The 17,827-nt window shown below is 66.1% G+C and carries 19 protein-coding genes and 1 tRNA gene; 11 read left to right on the top strand and 9 right to left on the bottom strand.

Annotated elements, in window-relative coordinates; translation table 11 throughout:
• Window positions 1-11: 11 nt before the first annotated feature.
• The 6 genes from WC597_RS11570 to folE all read right to left on the bottom strand — a co-directional run bounded on the left by WC597_RS11570 (window position 12) and on the right by folE (window position 4,842).
• Window positions 12-866 carry an aldo/keto reductase gene (locus tag WC597_RS11570; RefSeq protein ID WP_372693449.1) on the bottom strand — a complete coding sequence of 285 codons (855 nt, stop codon included), beginning with the start codon at window positions 864-866 and terminating at the stop codon, window positions 12-14.
• A gap of 35 nt (window positions 867-901) precedes the next feature.
• Window positions 902-1,129 carry a hypothetical protein gene (locus WC597_RS11565; protein WP_372693448.1) on the bottom strand — a complete coding sequence of 76 codons (228 nt, stop codon included), beginning with the start codon at window positions 1,127-1,129 and terminating at the stop codon, window positions 902-904.
• Window positions 1,104-1,430, bottom strand: coding sequence for a hypothetical protein (locus WC597_RS11560; RefSeq protein ID WP_372693447.1), 327 nt, complete (start codon window positions 1,428-1,430; stop codon window positions 1,104-1,106). Before WC597_RS11560 ends, WC597_RS11565 begins: the two co-directional genes overlap by 26 nt.
• A 233-nt stretch (window positions 1,431-1,663) precedes the next feature.
• Window positions 1,664-3,481 (bottom strand): gamma-glutamyltransferase family protein, encoded by a 1,818-nt coding sequence (locus WC597_RS11555; protein ID WP_372693446.1) that lies wholly within the window; start codon window positions 3,479-3,481, stop codon window positions 1,664-1,666.
• A 143-nt stretch (window positions 3,482-3,624) separates the two neighbouring features.
• Window positions 3,625-4,059, bottom strand: a complete 435-nt coding sequence (locus WC597_RS11550; RefSeq protein WP_372693445.1) for a biopolymer transporter ExbD — start codon at window positions 4,057-4,059, stop codon at window positions 3,625-3,627.
• A gap of 168 nt (window positions 4,060-4,227) precedes the next feature.
• Entirely contained in the window at window positions 4,228-4,842 is a 615-nt protein-coding gene (gene folE / locus WC597_RS11545; protein WP_372693444.1) for a GTP cyclohydrolase I FolE, read from the bottom strand.
• Window positions 4,843-4,949: 107 nt separating this feature from the next.
• Between folE and cysS the strand changes: the two genes are divergently transcribed.
• Window positions 4,950-6,401, top strand: a complete 1,452-nt coding sequence (gene cysS, locus WC597_RS11540; protein ID WP_372693443.1) for a cysteine--tRNA ligase — start codon at window positions 4,950-4,952, stop codon at window positions 6,399-6,401.
• A 659-nt stretch (window positions 6,402-7,060) separates the two neighbouring features.
• Here cysS and WC597_RS11535 read toward each other — a convergent pair.
• Window positions 7,061-8,344, bottom strand: a complete 1,284-nt coding sequence (locus WC597_RS11535; RefSeq protein ID WP_372693442.1) for a lytic murein transglycosylase — start codon at window positions 8,342-8,344, stop codon at window positions 7,061-7,063.
• Window positions 8,345-8,536: 192 nt separating this feature from the next.
• Between WC597_RS11535 and WC597_RS11530 the strand changes: the two genes are divergently transcribed.
• The 5 genes from WC597_RS11530 (at window position 8,537) to WC597_RS11510 (ending at window position 10,350) form a co-directional block, all read left to right on the top strand.
• Window positions 8,537-8,613 (top strand) — tRNA-Ala (locus tag WC597_RS11530).
• A 203-nt stretch (window positions 8,614-8,816) separates the two neighbouring features.
• On the top strand, window positions 8,817-8,942 hold the full coding sequence (gene ykgO, locus WC597_RS11525; RefSeq protein ID WP_008263184.1) for a type B 50S ribosomal protein L36: 126 nt from the start codon (window positions 8,817-8,819) through the stop codon (window positions 8,940-8,942).
• Between the two features lie 195 nt (window positions 8,943-9,137).
• Complete coding sequence (locus WC597_RS11520) at window positions 9,138-9,413, top strand: DUF2312 domain-containing protein (protein ID WP_135195123.1); 276 nt, start codon at window positions 9,138-9,140, stop codon at window positions 9,411-9,413.
• Window positions 9,414-9,425: 12 nt separating this feature from the next.
• Complete coding sequence (locus tag WC597_RS11515) at window positions 9,426-9,812, top strand: hypothetical protein (RefSeq protein WP_372693441.1); 387 nt, start codon at window positions 9,426-9,428, stop codon at window positions 9,810-9,812.
• Between the two features lie 52 nt (window positions 9,813-9,864).
• Window positions 9,865-10,350, top strand: a complete 486-nt coding sequence (locus WC597_RS11510) for a DUF805 domain-containing protein (RefSeq protein WP_372693440.1) — start codon at window positions 9,865-9,867, stop codon at window positions 10,348-10,350.
• 14 nt (window positions 10,351-10,364) lie between these two features.
• Here WC597_RS11510 and WC597_RS11505 read toward each other — a convergent pair whose 3' ends face one another.
• Window positions 10,365-11,816, bottom strand: a complete 1,452-nt coding sequence (locus WC597_RS11505; protein WP_372693439.1) for a sigma-54-dependent transcriptional regulator — start codon at window positions 11,814-11,816, stop codon at window positions 10,365-10,367.
• A gap of 106 nt (window positions 11,817-11,922) precedes the next feature.
• On the bottom strand, window positions 11,923-13,692 hold the full coding sequence (locus WC597_RS11500; RefSeq protein ID WP_372693438.1) for a DUF4153 domain-containing protein: 1,770 nt from the start codon (window positions 13,690-13,692) through the stop codon (window positions 11,923-11,925).
• Between the two features lie 97 nt (window positions 13,693-13,789).
• Between WC597_RS11500 and WC597_RS11495 the strand changes: the two genes are divergently transcribed.
• The 5 genes from WC597_RS11495 (at window position 13,790) to WC597_RS11475 (ending at window position 17,822) form a co-directional block, all read left to right on the top strand.
• Entirely contained in the window at window positions 13,790-15,583 is a 1,794-nt protein-coding gene (locus WC597_RS11495) for a M3 family oligoendopeptidase (RefSeq protein WP_372693437.1), read from the top strand.
• 77 nt (window positions 15,584-15,660) lie between these two features.
• Window positions 15,661-15,933, top strand: coding sequence for an aa3-type cytochrome c oxidase subunit IV (locus tag WC597_RS11490; protein WP_372693436.1), 273 nt, complete (start codon window positions 15,661-15,663; stop codon window positions 15,931-15,933).
• 139 nt (window positions 15,934-16,072) lie between these two features.
• Window positions 16,073-17,212 carry a Re/Si-specific NAD(P)(+) transhydrogenase subunit alpha gene (locus WC597_RS11485; protein WP_372693435.1) on the top strand — a complete coding sequence of 380 codons (1,140 nt, stop codon included), beginning with the start codon at window positions 16,073-16,075 and terminating at the stop codon, window positions 17,210-17,212.
• Entirely contained in the window at window positions 17,212-17,559 is a 348-nt protein-coding gene (locus WC597_RS11480; RefSeq protein ID WP_372693434.1) for an NAD(P) transhydrogenase subunit alpha, read from the top strand. The genes WC597_RS11485 and WC597_RS11480 overlap by 1 nt, the downstream gene beginning before the upstream one ends.
• A complete protein-coding gene (locus WC597_RS11475; RefSeq protein WP_372693433.1) occupies window positions 17,556-17,822 on the top strand; it encodes a hypothetical protein in 267 nt (88 codons plus the stop codon). Before WC597_RS11480 ends, WC597_RS11475 begins: the two co-directional genes overlap by 4 nt.
• Window positions 17,823-17,827: the final 5 nt, after the last annotated feature.

The following is a 17,827-nucleotide window of genomic DNA, read 5'->3' as shown; positions in this document are numbered from 1 at the left end:
TCCGTCGTCGATCAGGCGCCAGTCTTGTCCCATTCGAACGCCGGGTCCAGCCAGTCGCCCAGTCTTTCGCCGCGATCCAGCGCATCCATCCGCTGCATCTCTTCGTCCGTCAGGGCGAAGTCGAAGATGTCGAAATTCTCGCGCGCCCGGCTTTCCTTTGTCGTGCGCGGAATGGCGATGATGCCATGCTGGATCAGCCAGCGCAGGGTGATCTGCCCATTGGTCTTGCCGTGCGCCGCCGCGATCTCGGAAATGGTGGCGTCGTCGGCGATCTTGCCCTGGGCCAGCGGCGACCAGGCGGTGATCGACGACCCCAGTTCGGCCGCCGTCGCGACCAGTTGATCGATGCCGAGATAGGGGTGATGTTCGACCTGATCGGTCAGCAACCGCGCTTTGGACAGGCCCTGCGCCTGACGGAACTCCTTGGACGGGAAGTTGGACAGGCCAATCGACTTGGTCAGCCCCCGATCCTTGGCGGCGTTCAGGGCGCCCAGCGTCTCCTCGAACGAAGGCGTCGTCTTGGGCCAGTGCAGCAGCAACAGGTTCGGCGTCGTGCCTAGGCTGGCCGCCGATTCCTCGGCCTGTTTCAGCAGGGCGTCATGGGTGAAATGCTCGACCCAGATCTTGGTCGTCAGGAACAGGTCCTCGCGCGCCACGCTCCCAGAATCGAGAAAGTCGCGAATGCCTTCGCCCACCGCCTGCTCGTTCTTGTAGATCCAGGCCGTGTCGATGTGGCGATACCCGATCCGCAACGCCTCGGCGACCATCCGCCGCGCATCGTCGGGCTCCAGCTGCCAGGTGCCGAAACCGAGCAGGGGGATTTCGATTCCATCGACTGTGATGGTGGGTTGGTCGCCATAGGCCATGGGGCGCGCCTTCGCTGCGTTCAGGGAGGGTGTAATTAGGCGCCCGACCCCGTTCCGGTAAGACGCGGATGCTGTTTCACCAGTCTTTTCGGCGCGACCCGCCGCCATCGCCTGTCCAGCGCCGCCTTCAGCCAGACCGGATCGACCGTCGCGATCCGCGCCAGCACGATGGGATGGTCGCGATAGTGGTCTGTGAAATGAAACGTCGCCGGGTCCATCTCGATCAGCAGGTCACGCTCATCCAGATTGTCCAGATGCACCACGATGCTGTCGTCCAGCCGGGGCCGCAGACAGCCTCAGAGCCATCCGTTCGGACGACATCACGTCGGCGCGGATCACATGCACCTGACGATCCAGAGTGACCGGTTGGACATGCAGATTGCGCCCGGTCTTCCACAGCCAGTGAACGCCGGGATCCAGCAGACGCTCATAGACACCATCCACATAGAGGGCCCCGCGTTGCCAGGCGTTGATCCTGACGCGCCGACGGCCGCTCAGCATCGCCACGGCGACAGCGACTGCCACGACGACGGCGACGGCCGACAGACCCCAGGAATCGAACATGCATCCTCCGATCGGGATGCCCGGCGCCGCCGCGGAGGGGCGGGGGCTCAAAGCCCGCATGGCCCGTCCACGGCTTGCCTTTCGGCCGGCGCCGGGCGTCCTTCTTGTGACCAAACACGAGAGGCCGACCCTTTGCGGTTGACCGCGCCCGTGACCGGGCGTCGCGCCGAGACGGCCTCTGGCGGGGCAGAACCCCGCCACACCTTAGCGCCGAGCGACCCGGCGTCCAGCCTTCAATAGGCCAGGGCGACGCCGTCCTTGCGCATCTCGGTCGCCGCGCCATAGGTCCAGCGGCCGCCGGGGTTCTGCTGCATCATCACGTTCTGATAGCCGCCGAAGCCGCCGTCCGGTTCGCCCAGGGTCCAGCCCATAGCGCGCAGCTGGGCCTTGGTCGCCTCGGGCACGCCGCTTTCCAGATGCAGGACGCCGGTTCCTTCCTGCGGCTGGCCGGTCGGTTCGGACGAGCCGTAGTGCTGCCAGCGCGGGGCGTCGCCCGCCGCCTGTGGCTCTAGGCCATAGTCGACCATGTTGATGATGATCTGGGCCTGGCCCTGGGGCTGCATGGCGCCGCCCATGACGCCGAACGCCATCCAGGGCTCGCCGTCCTTGACCGCGAAGCCTGGGATGATGGTCTGGAAGGGCCGCTTGCCCGGCGCGTAGATGTTGGGATGGCCGTCGGTCAGGGCGAACAGTTCGCCCCGGTCCTGGAACATGAAGCCCAGCGGCTCCGAACCATTGTCGGCCGCCAGGCCCGAGCCCATGCCGCGATAGTTGGACTGGATCCAGCTGACCATCATCCCGTCGCTGTCGGCGACGCTGAAATAGGTGGTGTCGCCATGGTGCGGGGCGTCGCCCGGCATGACGCGGTCCATGACCCGGTCGGGCCGGATCAGCCTGGCGCGTTCGGCGGCGTAGGCCTTGGAGTTCAGCCATTCGACCGGCGTCTTGGAGAAGCGGTCGTCGGCGAACCAGCGCGCCCGGTCCTCGAACGCCAGCCGCTTGGCCTCGGCCTGGACGTGCAGCGAGGCGGCGGACTGGAAGCCCATCGATTTCAGGTCGAACTGCTCGCAGATGTTCAGGATCTGGTTGGTGCTCAGGCCTTGCGTGTTCGGACCCAGTCCGAAGACGTCCACGCCGCGATAGTTGGTCTGGATCGGCTCGACCCATTCGGTGTGGTGGGCGGCCAGGTCGGCACGGGTCATCCAGCCGCCGATTCGCTTGAAATAGGCCTCGATCTGATCGGCGATCGTTCCCTCGTAGAAGGCGTCGCGCCCGCCCTCGGCGATCATCCGCAGGGTTTTGCCCAGGAAGGGATTGGCGAACATCTCGCCTACTTTCGGCGTCGCGCCGTTCGCAGCCCAGATGCGTTTGCGGTTCTCGTTTTCCTCGATCGGGATCTGGCCCCGGTCGAAGGCGACCATGTTGCGTTCCAGATAGTAGGCGATGACCTGGGGCACGGGCACGCCCTGTTCGCACAGTTCAGCGACCGGCAGCAGCACTTCCTTCCACGGCAGTTTCCCATACCGCTGATGCGCGCTCCACCAGGCGTCCACCGTGCCCGGCACGTTCACCGTCACCGCGCCATAGCGGGGCAGATAGCCGTCGATGGCCTTGGAGCGCGCCGTCTCCAGGCTCAAGGCCCGCGGACTGGCGCCCGATCCGTTCAGGCCGACAACCTTCTTCTGTTTCGGATCCCACAGCATACAGTAAGCGTCGCCGCCGATGCCGTTGGCCACCGGCTCCAGGAAACCTAAAGCAGCATTGATGGCGATGGCCGCATCGATGGCCGATCCGCCGCGTCTCAGGGTGTCGATGCCGATCAGGCTGGCCGCCGGATGCGCGGTCGCCGCCGCCCCGTTTGCGCCCCAGACGGTGGAGCGCCCCATGAACTTCGGCCCCGAAATCCGGTCGCCGATGCCAACGCCGGCATAGGGATCGGCGGGACGGACAGGGGCAGGGGGCGCTGACGCCGGCGCGGGCTGCTGCGCCTGGGCTGCGGTCGTGGCCAGCATCCCGACGGGCAGGGCGGACAAGAAGGTGCGACGACGCATGGGCGAACTCCTCGAACAACCGATGCGGCATCAAGGGGGTGTCACGTCGATCCGGCAAGCCCCAATCTCACAGATCATGCCGGCAAAGAAAAAGGCCGCGTTCCTCTCGGAACGCGGCCAAAATTCTTGAACGGACGAACGTCCTATTCGATGTCTTCGTTCAGCAGACCGACCTTGAAGAAGCCGTTCTCCTGCATCTTGTTCATGACTTCCATGAACTGCGAGTATTTCACTTCCGGCTGAGCGCGGACGAAGACGCGCTCTTCCTGGCAGGAACCGCCGCCCAGGGCCGTGCAGACATCAGCCGCCAGGTTGTCGATCGAGGTCTGGTTCTCGGCGATGAACAGCTGACCGGTGTCCTGGATGGTGATGTACACCGGTTCCTTTTCCTCGGTCGGATTGGTGGGCGGCTGTGCCGGCGGCAGGTCCAGACGGATCGAGACGGTCGCCATCGGCGCGGCGACCATGAAGATGATCATGAGCACCAGCAGAATGTCGATGAACGGCGTGATGTTGATATCCGCCGTCTGTTCGATCGTGTGCTTGTCCCCACCGGAACCGCCGATCTTCGCAGCCATGCTCGTCTCCGTTACTCGCCGGCTGCAATCCGCGCCGACATTTCCCTATGGATCGCCCGAAGGCTTGTTCGGTTCTTGGCGTCCCGATGCGGGCTTGTAAAGCGGTTCTAAACGATCTGCCGTTCCCGAACGTCAATTATACGCGACAGTCGTCCCCGAGTTCGGGCTTCATGCCTTGGCCAGCTTCAAAAAACGGTCCGCCAGGGCAGGATCGTCCTTGAAGGCGCCGGTGAAGCGGGTCGTGATGGTCGAAACGTGCCGGTGATGCACCCCGCGCGTGGTCATGCACTGATGCTCGGCGTCCACCAGCACCGCCACGCCGCGCGGCTGCAGATGCGATTCGATGGCGTCGATGATGTCGTTGGTCAGGGTTTCCTGGTTCTGCAGGCGCCGCGCATAGATCTCGACCACCCGCGCCAGCTTGGAGATGCCGACCACCTTCTCGCCGGGCAGATAGGCGACATAGGCCTTGCCCAGGAAGGGGGCCATGTGGTGCTCGCAATGGCTCTCCACCTCAATGTCGCGCAGGATGACCATGTCGTCATACCCGGTCACGTCCTCGAAGGTGCGCGACAGCTCCTTGCCCGCATCGGCGTCATAGCCGTCGAACCATTCCCCGTAAGCTTCCACCACCCGTTTTGGCGTGTCGATCAGGCCCGGACGGTTCGGATTGTCGCCGGCCCAGGCGATCAGGGTCCGCACGGCCTCCAGCGCCTGTTCGCGCGACGGGCGTTGAACTGTGTCGTCGCTGACGAGGACGGGCTTGGCGGGGATGACGCTCATGAACTCGATCCGTTGAGGCAGGCGCCTCTATAAACGATAGACTATATGTCAGGCCGCTATATGGGACGGACCCTCCGTCCTGCAAGAAAACGAAGTCCACCTCTCCTATGCCGCTGCACATCCACGACACCCTGCGCCGTGAAAAGCGCCTGTTCGAACCGCGCGATCCAAACCGGGTGACCCTCTACGTCTGCGGCCCGACGGTCTATGACTACGCCCATATCGGCAACGCCCGCCCGCCGGTGGTGTTCGACGTCCTGGTGCGCTTGCTGCGCCGGACCTACGGAGCGGATCATGTGATCTACGCCCGCAACGTCACCGACGTGGACGACAAGATCAATCAGAAGGCCGCCCGCGAGGGCGTGCCGATCGGCGATGTCACGGCCCGCTACGAGGCCGCCTATCTCGCCGACATGGGCCTGCTGAACGTCAGTCCGCCGGACCTGGCCCCCCACGTCACCGACTATATCCCCGCCATCGTCGATCAGATTCAGGCCATCGTCGACGCCGGTTGCGCCTATGCGGCTGAGGGTCACGTTCTGTTCGACGTCTCGTCCTACAAAGCCTACGGCGCGCTGTCGGGCCGGAACCTGGACGACATGATCGCCGGCGCCCGCGTCGAGGTCGCGCCGTACAAGAAAAACCCCCACGACTTCGTCCTGTGGAAGCCGTCCAAGACCGACGAGCCGTCCTGGCCGTCGCCCTGGGGCGAGGGGCGTCCCGGCTGGCATATCGAATGCTCGGCCATGATCGAACAGACCCTGGGTCTGCCCATCGACATCCACGGCGGCGGCATCGACCTGGTCTTCCCCCACCACGAGAACGAGATCGCCCAGGGCGTCTGCGCCCACGGTCACGCCCATGAAGATCAGGCCCATGACGCATACGCCCGCTACTGGATGCACAACGGCTTCCTGACCGTGGACGCCGAGAAGATGTCCAAGTCCGTCGGCAACGTTCTGCTGCTGCACGATCTGGTCCAGGCCATGCCGGGCGAGGTCGTGCGCTGGGCGCTGCTCAGCGCTCATTATCGCCAGCCGCTGGATTGGAACCAGGGCCTGCTGGATCAGAGCCGCAAGAACCTGGATCGTCTTTATGGCGTTTTGCGCGACGCCGACGCGGCCCTGGCCGATTTCGACTTCGCCACGCTGGACGAGGCCGAGATGGAGCTGGCCGAGAACGCCCTGGATCCGGTGCTGGACGCGCTGGAGGACGATCTCAACACGCCGGGCGCCATCGCCCAGTTGTTCGGTCTCGGAAACGCTCTGCGCGACCTGCTGAACGACGCCGAGGCCGACATCAACGAGGTCGCCATGGCCCGCTGGAGCCTTGCAGAGGCCGCCGGCCTGCTCGGCGTTCTGTCGCTGACGCCGGACGCCTGGTTCGAGGGCGGCGATCCCGACCTGAAGGCCGAGGTCGAGGCCCTGCTGGACCAACGCGCCGCCGCTCGCGCCGACAAGAACTGGGGAGAGGCCGACCGCATCCGCGACCGCCTGAACGCCCTGAACGTCGTCGTCATGGACGGCCCCGAAGGCGCCACCTGGCGGATGAAGGGCTGAATCTTCCCTTCTCCCCTCGGGGGAGAAGGTGGCTCGCGGAGCGAGACGGATGAGGGGGTTGGTTCCGCAGCTTCTTCCTCACCGTTTCGAGGCGGACAGATACCCCTCATCCGAGGCCTCCGGCCCCACCTTCTCCCTCAAGGGGAGAAGGAACGCATAGCGCCGATTTGGCTCTAGCCATCACAATGCCGCTGGTTCATTCCCAGCGAATCCAATCGCTTGGCAATTTATGTCCCCCGTCTCCCATCCCCCTTCCGAAACGCGCGTATTCTACACCCGTCCCGTCGCACCGGAGGGCTCGCCTGGCCTGCGACCTTGCGGCGGCGGGAGCGGATGGAACGGGAGCGGGTCTGAAACGGCTCGCGCTGACATCGACTCATGGAGCGGTGTCGGAGGGTCGAGGGGGATACTCGATCGCACTCGGGACGGGGTTTCGCAGACCCTGCCGACCCGTCGCAGGCTTATGGGGTTAGGCGATAAGACCGCCACCGCTCGACGCCCCGAGCTTGCAGGCCAACCACCCGCGCGGAGCGTCAACCCTTCGTCGAAACGGTAACAACACAAACCAACTCCGGGCGAAGGCCCGGCGCTCCGCCCAGCCCTCCATCCCCTCCGCCCGTGAAAGGCAGGAGCGCCGAACCATGCCCGGATTTACAGCCTCAGCCCGCCCGGCGGACCAGCTCATCCGCCAGCGTCGGCGTCAGATAGCCGTCGGCGGTCCGGCCCGTCGCCACCTGCCAGCGGCGCAGGGCCGCGCGGGTGTTGGACCCGATCACGCCGTCGACGCCCTGGGTGTCGTAACCCAGCTGGGTCAGGGCGCGCTGCGCCCCGATCCGCTGCTCGCGCGACATCGACGGGTCGTTGGGCCAGGTCTTGGTCAGGGCCGGCTTGCCCATGATCCCGTCCGCCGTCAGGCCGATGGCCAGGGCGTAGCTGACCGAGTTGTTATAGCGGCGGATCACATAATGGTTCGGCAGGGCCAGGAAGGCCGGACCGTTCGCGCCCTGCGGCAGCAGGATGGTCGCCTCTTCCAGGGCCTCGGCCCCGTTCGGCGTGCCGCCCTGGGCCAGGCGCACGCCCTTGGCCGCCCAATAGGCCCAGTTGTGTTTCGGGCCTTCCGCCTCGGCATAGTCGAAGCCGGAGGGCAGGGTGACTTCGTATCCCCAGCCTTGGCCGCGCTTCCAGCCGGCCTGGGCCAGCAGGTTGGCGGCGGACGCCAGGGCGTCGGCGTCGTCGGCCCAGATGTCGACCTTGCCGTCGCCGTCCTGATCCACGCCCAGACGCAGATAGTTGTCGGGCATGAACTGGGTCTGGCCCATGGCCCCGGCCCAGCTGCCCTTCAGGCCTGCACGGTCGCGCCGGCCGTCCACAACGATGTCCAGCGCATCCTTCAGCTGGCCCTCGGCCCAATCCCGCCTGCGACCGTCATAGGCCAGGGTCGCCAGCGAGCGGATGACGTCATAGTCGCCCTGGACTTGCCCGAAGGCGCTTTCCTGCGCCCAGACCCCGACCAGGATTTCGCTGGGCACGCCGAACCGCTGCACCACCGACCACGGCACCCGGTCGATTCGCTGCTTGGCTTGGGCGATTCGCACCGGGGTCACGGCGTTCTGGATATAGGCGCCGGCGGGTTTGGAGAATTCCGGCTGGTTTCGGTCCAGGCGGATCACCGTCGGATCGGGCGCAAGGCCGTCCAGTTCGCGGGCGTAGTCGGCGCGGCGGGCGCCGCCCTTGCGCGCCAGGAACCCCTGTTTCCAACCCTCGAATCCTTGCTGGTCATAGGCGGCTAGCGGCGGCGTCTGCGGCGCGGGGGCAGGGGACGTGACGGGCGCGCCCGGTTGCGGCTGGGGCTGCGGCGTCGGCAGACCCACCTGCGGCTCGGGCAACATGGGGGCGCAGGCCGAGACGCAGCCGATGAGGAGAAGGCGATAGGAAAAGCGCATGAGATTCAAACTAAAGCCCCCGAGGTCAGACGTGAAATGACATCCGCGCGAATGTCCTTTTCACGGCCATAAAGCGCTTGTGAGGCGAAAGCGTTGCCTTGCTTCTCCCGGCTCGGGTGCAATGCACTGTATTAACCACCTTTATATTGGACGACTTAAGCGTGTGTAGCGTAATGACGCACAAGCTCTGACGGCCTGATGGCGGAGTGGCGACGCGGCGGGCGTGCAACCCCGTAAACCCTCCGTTCGACTCGGAGGTCAGGCCTCCATCCTTTTTGAGCGTGCTATCGCGCTTCGCGCTACTTGAGCACGTGAGAGGAAATGCGTCGCCAGGCAGGCTGGGCCTGGGTTTCATGCGGTTTTGGCCTTTGGCGGGTTGACCTTACGAACCCCTCTCTCTATACGACCGCCCTCCGCCGCGATCCGACCGGGTCAGCGGCTTTCTTATTGGTTTCTCTCAGGACGTCCGACCATGAAGGTCCGTAGCTCGCTCAAGTCCCTGAAGACCCGCCACCGCGACTGCAAGGTCGTGCGTCGCAAGGGCGTCGTCTTCGTCATCAACAAGACCGACCCGCGCTTCAAGGCGAAGCAGGGCTAAGCAGCGTTTGCTGCGCGCCGCCTCGGCGGCGTGCACACGCTGGGTCGCGCTCAAGCAGCCCGAAGGGCGATAGCGCGCTTGAGAGACGATGATCCACAGGCTGCGGATTTCTGTCCGCGGCCTTTTTCGTGTTCGCGGTTGAGTCGCACCTGTCGGCATGGTTAGCGTCCGCGCCTGATTTCTGGAGTATCCCTCATGGCTGACGACGCGTCCTTCGACGGTGGTCCCGACATTCTAAACGCGACGGCCCAGGGCCGCCTGCGCACCATCATCGAGCGCCTGGAACGCCTCGAAGAGGACAAGCAGGCCGTCATGACCGACATGAAGGAAGTCTTCGCCGAGGCCAAGGGCGAGGGCTACGACGTCAAGATCCTGCGCAAGGTCATCCGCATCAGGAAGCAGGACAAGGCCAAGCGCCAGGAAGAAGACGCCATCCTGGACCTCTACCTGTCGGCTCTCGGCGAGATCTGAGGCTGACCCGGCTTGAAGCGCACCCTCTTCAAGCCAGGAGGCGGGCTGTCGCGATCAGGCGGCCCTAAAGGCGATGGCGCTTCTAAGAAGGCCGCGCCTAGTCCCTTCGAGCAACAACGCGAGGCGGCCAAACGCGCCGCGCTGAACGCCCTGAAACGCGCCCGCCGCTCGGCAGAGAAGGCGGGCGTTTCTCTGTCCGAATGGGAGGGCGAATTCCTCGATTCCGTCAGCGAGCGCGTCAAGACCCACGGCCGCGCCTTCGCCGACCCCGAAAAGGGCGCGCCGGGTCAGGCCCTATCGGCCATGCAGGGCCTCAAGCTCAAGGAAATCACCGCCAAGGCCAATGGTGAGGAGCCGAAACGGCGGTGGGGCAGGAAGCCGAAAGAGCCATCGCAATGACCGTGGTCTCGAACGCTGGATGGCGTTAGCCTGGGCGCAGGGGGATGATCGCATGCTGCAAGCCATACCGAGAAACTTGTCGAGACTGACCGATTTCTCTGGGCGAGATGGACGGGCGCAGTTCTGGCCATACGCCATTCTGGTTTTCGTCCTGGCTTTCATCGGAGTGGCGGTTGCGATGAACCTGGCGATGATGGGGTTGCTCATGGGTACGGCGGATATGCCGAACATACCCCTCATGATCGGCGGAGTGGGCGGGGTCGTGCTGATCGCCGCCGCTCTGCTCTCTGCGGCTGTGACAAGGCGTCTGCATGACACGGGCAGGCCGGGCTATTGGGGACTGCCGCCCATCGTGTTTCTGCTGATCGGGCTGGCGCTATTCCCGATTTTGATGAACAGCGTCCTCAATAATCCGAACCCGCCGATAGCCCTGTTTCTCGGTCTCTTCCTCAACAACATGCTCTACATCGCCAGCCTAATTGGTCTGGTCGTGCTGCTGCTGCTTGATGGGACGAAGACGGCGAACCGGTACGGGTAGCCGTCGATCTAGCCTCATCCCGCTTCCTTCAGCTGACCTTCCAGGCCCTGTTCGCGGACCTTGCGATACAGGGTCGAGCGGCCGATCCCGAGGCGGCGTGCGATCTCGCTCATGTGGCCGGCATAGACCTCGATGGCGTGCTGGATCAGGTCGCGTTCGATGTCTTCCAGCGTCCGCAGATGCCCGCGGTCGTCCAGGATGCGAATCGGCTGGTCCGCCTGGCTGGCGTGATCGGCGTGGGCGCTGGCGGCCGTGGCGGCATACAGCGGCTGGGCGTCCGGCATGGGGGCGGCGACGCCCGAGACGGCGGGGAAATCGTGCGGCTGCAGGAAGGGCGCATCGGCCAGGACGATGGCGCGGAACACCGCATTCTCCAGCTGGCGCACATTGCCGGGCCAGTCGAAGCCTTGCAGCAGCGCCAACGTTTCGGGCGCGCAGCCGGCGATCCGCTTGCCTTCCTCGGCGTTGAAGCGGGCGATGAAATGATCGACCAGGGGCGCGATGTCCTCGCGCCGTTCGCGCAGCGACGGGGCCTCGATCGGGAAGACGTTCAGGCGATAGAACAGGTCCTCGCGGAAGGCGCCGTCCTTGACCTGCTGGGCCGGGTCGCGATTGGTCGCCGAGACGATGCGGACGTCGATCTTGACCGGCCGCTTGCCGCCGACAGGGTCGATCTCGCCTTCCTGAAGCGCGCGCAGCAGCTTGACCTGCATATCCAGCGGCAGTTCGCCGATTTCGTCCAGGAACAGCGTGCCGCCGTCCGCCTCTCGGAACTTGCCCAGCGTCTTGTCCACGGCGCCGGTGAAGGCGCCCTTCTCGTGCCCGAACAGGATGGACTCGATCAGATTGGCGGGCAGGGCGCCGCAGTTGACGGCGATGAAGGGCTTGCCGGCCCGGTCGCTGGCGCCGTGCAGAGCGCGGGCGATGACCTCCTTGCCGACGCCGCTCTCGCCGGTGATCAGGACGGGGATCGAGGATTTGGCGGCCCGGGCGCCCAGCGCCTTGACCATCCGCATCGGCGCGCTGTCGCCCACGATGTCGTCGAAACTGGTGCGGCCCTGGACGCGCTTGGTCAGGCGGCCGACCTCGGCCGTCAGACGCTTCATCTGCATGGCGTTGCGGACCCCGACCAACAGGCGTTCCGGCCCGACCGGCTTGACGAAGAAGTCCTGGGCCCCGGCCTGCATGGCCTTGACCACCATGTCGATGCCGCCGTTGGCCGTCAGCACGATGACCGGCTCGTTGATCCCGGCGCTGCGCAGTTCGGCCAGGCATTCCAGCCCCGACATCTCGGGCATGACCATGTCCAGCAGGATCAGGTCGGCTCCGCCGCCGCGCACCATCCGGTCGATGGCCTCGCCGCCGCTGGCGGCATGGACCACGGCGTTGCCGTCCCGTTCCAGCACGGCCTGGATCAGCCGGCGCTGGGTCGGATCGTCGTCAACGACCAGAATGGTCTTGGCCATGAAAGCCCCTTGTGCTTTGCCCATCCACAACGCGGATGACCCGTTTCGGGACGATTTCTAGGCCGTCGAGGTGAAAATCGGGTGATGGGGCATGGTGTCTGCGTCGTTAACGAGCGCTGGGATTGTCGCACCGAATCTCAGGCGTTGCTTGCAGTTTCTGACCGCCAAGGACCAGATCGGGCAGGGCGCCTGGGGCGGTGACCACTCCTGTCGAAAGGGCGGCGTCCAAGGCCTCGGCATTGCGACTGCACGCGGCCCTATACTGCCCGACGTTGCGCCATTGTCCTTCTATGTCTTGGCCGAACGCCACGACCGATCGCGTCGTCGCGACCAACAAATCCTGGCGGCCGTCGCCGTCCAGATCCAGCGCCCGCACGGTGCATGGACTATCAGTCGTGCAAGCGAACAACTGGTCCGCCTGGCTTTCCAACTGTTCTGTGAAGCTAGCCGGTATGGTCTGGCCTGGGACAGATTGCAGCCGAACGGCCGCCGCGCGATCCCGACGCGCCTTGGGCGTGTCGCCGGATCGGTAGGTTCTGGCCTTGGCCGCGCGGGCCAGGCGTGCGGTCTCGGCATCGTTGGATCGCGTCAATGTCTCCAGCGCGGCTGTCCCGACCTTGCCACTCTCGAACCTCAGGAAATCATAGTCGAAGTCTCGCGCCGAGACCGCGCCGCGTTCCAGCCGCGCGATCTGATCCTTCACCGACATCCGCGCGGGATCGGCCAGGGGGCTGAACAGGGCCAGGATGACCAGGACCGACAGGACGGCGGCGACGATATTGGTCCGCTCCAGCGGCTTCATCCACCCGCCAGGCTTCGCTGCCGCCAGCAGATAGCCCGCGCCATAGACCGTCCCGACCAGGGCGCAGGCTGCGGCGATGATCCGGTCTGGCGTCAGGCCGTGCTGGCCGATCCGCAGGCCCAGCCCCCATAGGGCCAGGATGACCAGGGGCGCGATCAGCACCGAGGCGACGCGCACGCCGTATTTCAGCACGACCGGCGGCAGATTGTCCGGCCGCCCGTCCTGATAGGCCGTGTTGATCAGCACGATCAGGGCGGCGGCGGCCGACAGGACCAGGGCCGTGGCGCTGCGCGTCTCCCAAAGACCGTCCAGTCCGGTGAAGGGCAGGGCCGCCAGGAAACCGCCGACCAGCACGGTGATCACCAGCAGCAGCCAGGACAGCAGCATCAGGGCCACTGTCCGCACGCCCCGGATCAGGCCGTCGCGCACGTCGGTCAGCTGGACCGCCGTTGCGAAGATCAGGACCGTGACGGGGATGGAAAACCAGGCTTCGCGCAGGATGTCCTGCAGGAAGCTGAGGCCGATCATCTTGAACAGGGCCGCGCCCAGATGCAGCAGCACCCAAAAGGCGCCGGTGAAGCCCAGCGACAGGGCCAGTTGCACCCCGGCCTTCCAGGCCACGTCGAAATACTCGGGATAGTCGACGATCCAGCGCCGTTCGCGGATCGCCGGGACGATCAGGTGATGGGCGATGAACAGGGCCGCCGTGCCGAACGCCAGCACGGGGAAGCTGAGGAAGGGCGCCTGACGGAAGGTCTCCGCCGACTGACGCGCCACGTCATGCGCGCCCAGCAAGGCCAGAACCACCGCAGCCACGCCCGTCCACAGGGCCAGGGCCAGCGGCTTGATCCGCCCCGCCGCCGCCAGCACGACCACGGGACCATAACCCGCCGCCAGGGCCAGGGCGCCGAACAGGGCCGGCTGGGTCTCGGGCCAAACATTCTTGTCGGCCGCCAGATACAGCAGATAAAGCGCCAAGCCTTGGACCAAACCGGTCGCCAACCGAATCGCGAACAGACCGGACGTCCCGCCCAGGCCTGTGCGGCCGGTATCTTGATGCGTCGTCTCGGTCATTCACATGTCTCCAAAACGCAGGATTGCACGGCCGGCATCGTCGAGAAAGCGTGGCGGAAGGTTGCAGCCGTCGTCCGACATCCCCAGAACAGGGATCATGAACGCTCCCTTCAAGACGCCCAGCACCGAAGCCCCGCTGTGGGACCTGACCGACCTCTACGCCTCGCGCGACGACGCCAAGGTCGCGGGCGACCTGGAAAAGGCGCGGGGTCTGGTGGATTCGCTGAATGGCTTGAAGGGGAAGCTGGCCGCCGAACAGGACGCCGCCAGCCTGGGGGCCGTGCTGGACCGGGCCATCCACCTGTATGAGCAGGCGTCGGACGTGCTGGGCGCGCTGGGCGCCTACGCCTTCCTGTCGGCCTCGACCGCGCGCGACGATGCGACGGCGCAGGGGTTCGAGGCCGATGTGCGTGAGAAGATCACCGCCATCGCCACCCCCACCGTCTGGCTGACGCTGGAGATCAACCAGATCGACGATGCGGCGCTGGAGGCGGCCCTGACAGCCCACGACGGCGCGGCGCGCTGGCGGCCGTGGCTGCGTCGGGTGCGAGCCATGAAACCGCATGAACTGTCGGCCGAGCTGGAGACCTTCATCGCCGAGCGCGGGCCGATCACCGCCCAATGGCCGCGTCTGTTCGACGAGCAACTGGCCGCCCTGCGTGCGAAAGCGGGCAGCGAGAGCCTGACCCTGGCCGAGGCCCTGAACCGCCTGTCGGACGCCAAGCCCGCGCGCCGCAAGGCCGCCGCCGAGGGCCTGTCGGAAGCTCTGGCCGCCCGTGCTCCGACCCTGGCCCTGGTGCTGAACACCGTCGCCGCCGACAAGGCGATGGAGGATCGCTGGCGCGGTTTCAAACGCCCCGCCGACAGCCGCCACCTGGGCAATGAGGTTGACGGCGAGGCCGTGGACGCCATGGCCGAGGCTGTCGCCGCCGCCTATCCGCGCTTGTCGCATCGCTATTATGCGCTGAAGGCCAAGGCGATGGGCAAGGCGCGGCTGGATCACTGGGACCGCAACGCCCCAATCGAGACCACTGCGCCGCGCGCCTTCACCTGGACCCAGGGGCGCGAGATCGTGCTGGACAGTTTCTCGGACCTGGGCGGCGACTTCGCCGAGCGGGCGGGCGGCTTCTTCGACAAGCCGTGGATCGACGGCCGAGCGCGGGCGGGCAAGCAATCGGGCGCATACGCCCACCCCGTCACCGCTGACCGCCACCCCTATGTCTTCCTGAACTGGATGGGCGAGCGGCGCGATGTCCTGACCCTGGCGCACGAGTTGGGGCACGGCGTCCACCAGACCCTGGCCGCGGATCAGGGCACGCTTCTGGCCGACACCCCCCTGACCTTAGCCGAGACGGCGTCGATCTTCGCCGAGGGGCTGACTTTTGATCGTCTCCTGGCGACCGCGCCGAAGTCCGAGCAGCGCGGCCTGCTGGCCGGCCGGATCGAGGATGGGCTGAACACCGTCGTGCGCCAGATCGCCTTCCACCGTTTCGAGACCCGATTCCACGACGAGCGCCTGCAGGGCGAGGTGTCGCAGCAGCGCATCAACCATCTGTGGCTGGAGGAGATGGCCGCCTCGCTGGGGCCGTCGGTCAAGTTGAACCCCGGCTATGAACACTGGTGGGCCTACGTCAGCCATTTCGTCCATTCGCCCTTTTATGTTTACGCCTACGCCTTCGGCGACCTGCTGGTGGCGGCCCTGATGGAGGCGCGGCGCAACGATCCAAAGGGCTTCACGCCGCTGTATCGCGAACTGCTGGCCGGCGGCGGATCGCGCACCTATGTCGAGGCGTTGAAGCCGTTCGGCCTGGACCCGCGCGACCCGGCCTTCTGGAGCGTGGGCTGCCAGAGGCTGGAACGTCTGGTGGATCAGTTCGAGGCGCTGGGCTGATACGATAGCTGACTGCGGGCTTGAGCGGGGCGGGCGCCTCGGTGTAAGTCCGCGATAACGACGAGGGGATTTAACGCATGGCCGACCTGCACGACACCGCCAACGCACCTGCCGACGCCGACGCGCAAGCCTATCTGCATGGCCATATGGAAGTGCGCGAGCAGGTCTCGACCTACCGCCTGTTCCTGAACCTGGCCAAGTGGGGCAGTCTGGGCATCGCGGTCCTGCTGCTGTTCCTGACCCTGTGGTTCCATCCGGGCGGCAGCTTCATGGCCGCCGTCATCGGCGCGGTCGTCCTGGGGGGCGCTGGCTTCGTGGCGCTGAAGTCCAAGCCGGGCGCTGCGCACTGATCCCTACATCGGTTGCGCCGTTTCCTGCTGCGGCGGTCTGAAATCACGCAACCTCGCCAAGCTTTGGCATAACCGTGCTTTGACGGCTTGCGCCGGAACGGCCTAACCTTCGTTCAACGAGAAGAACGAGGGGATTCGCTTGGCCGTCGCTATCGCCGTCACCCGTGAACGTCGCGAAGGCGAGACGCGCTGCGCCGTCACGCCCGAGACGGTCAAGAAGCTGATCGCCCTGGGCGCGACCGTTACGGTCGAGGCCGGGACCGGCCTGGGCTCCTCCATTCCCGACGCCGACTACACAGCCGCCGGCGCAACGGTGAAGCCGGACACCCGCGCCGTGCTGGACGGCGCCGACATCGTGCTGAAGGTGCGCGGTCCCACGGCCCAGGAGACCAGCGCGCTCAAGCCCGGCGCCATCGTCATCGCCATGCTGGACGCCTGGCGTGACAAGGCCACGGTCGAGGCCCTGACCGGCGCCAACGCCACCGCCTTCGCCATGGAGTTCGTGCCTCGCATCACCCGCGCCCAGGTCATGGACGTGCTGTCGTCCCAGGCGAATCTGGCCGGATATCGGGCGGTGATCGAGGCGGCCAACGCCTATGGCAAGGGCTTCCCCATGATGATGACGGCGGCCGGCACGGTCGCCCCGGCCAAATGTTTCATCATGGGCGTGGGCGTCGCCGGGCTTCAGGCCATCGCCACGGCACGGCGGCTGGGCGCCGTCGTCACCGCCACCGACGTCCGCCCCGCCACCAAGGAACAGGTCGAGAGCCTGGGCGCCAAATTCCTGGCCGTCGAGGACGAGGAGTTCAAGAACGCCCAGACCGCCGGCGGCTACGCCAAGCCGATGTCGCCCGAATATCAGGCCAAACAGGCCGATCTGACCGCGACCCACGTGGTCAAGCAGGACATCGTCATCACCACGGCCCTGATCCCCGGCCGGGCCGCGCCGGTGCTGCTGACCGCCGCCCATGTCGCCTCGATGAAGCCGGGCTCGGTCATTATCGACCTGGCGGTCGAGGCGGGCGGCAATGTCGAGGGCTCCAAGCTGAACGAGGTGGTGACCACTGCGAACGGCGTCACCATCGTCGGCTGGGCCAATCTGCCCGGCCGCATCGCCGCCGACGCCAGCGCCCTCTACGCCCGCAACCTGTCGGCCTTCGTCGGCCTGCTGATCAAGGACGGCGTGCTGACGGTCGATCTGGAGGACGAGATCCTGAAGGCGGCCGTGGTCACGAGCGGCGGCGCCGTCGTGCATGAAGGTCTCAAGGGAGTAAACTGATGGAACACGTCGATCCCACCGTCTTCCGCCTGGCCATCTTCGTGCTGGCGATCTTCGTCGGTTATTACGTCGTCTGGAGCGTGACGCCGGCCCTGCATACGCCACTGATGGCCGTGACCAACGCCATTTCCAGCGTCATCATCGTCGGCGGCCTGATCGCGGCGGCCGCCGTGTCGGGTGACGCGACTGGCCCCAGCGCCTGGATCGCCAAGGGCGCGGGCGTCGTCGCCGTCACCTTGGCCAGCGTCAACATCTTCGGCGGCTTCATGGTCACCCGGCGGATGCTGGCCATGTACAAGAAGAAGGAGCGGCCGGCGCCCAAGGCCGCTCCCGAGGCGTCTTCGTGACGGACGCCGCGCAGATCGCCATCACCGGTTCGTGGGTCGCCACTGGCGTCGGGTTCGGCCTGTGGCTGTACGGCTGGTTCGGGACCAAGGTCCCGATCAAGCGCCAGCGGCTGCACGACTGCGGCATCGCCCTGGTCTTCTCGGCCATCCTGGTTCGCGTCGTGACGCAGGACCGGCCGCTGGGCGTCTTCGAATGGGCCCTGTTCTTTATCGGCCCGTTGTTCATCGCCGCCGCCCTGTGGCGGCTGGCGCGCACGTCTTGAGGGGA

Origin of the sequence: Brevundimonas sp. (assembly GCF_041648115.1) — a bacterium.
In the GTDB taxonomy this organism is placed as follows: Bacteria; Pseudomonadota; Alphaproteobacteria; order Caulobacterales; family Caulobacteraceae; genus Brevundimonas.
The sequence above is the reverse complement of the archived record's forward strand: the minus strand, read 5'-3'. Positions and strand labels throughout refer to the sequence as shown.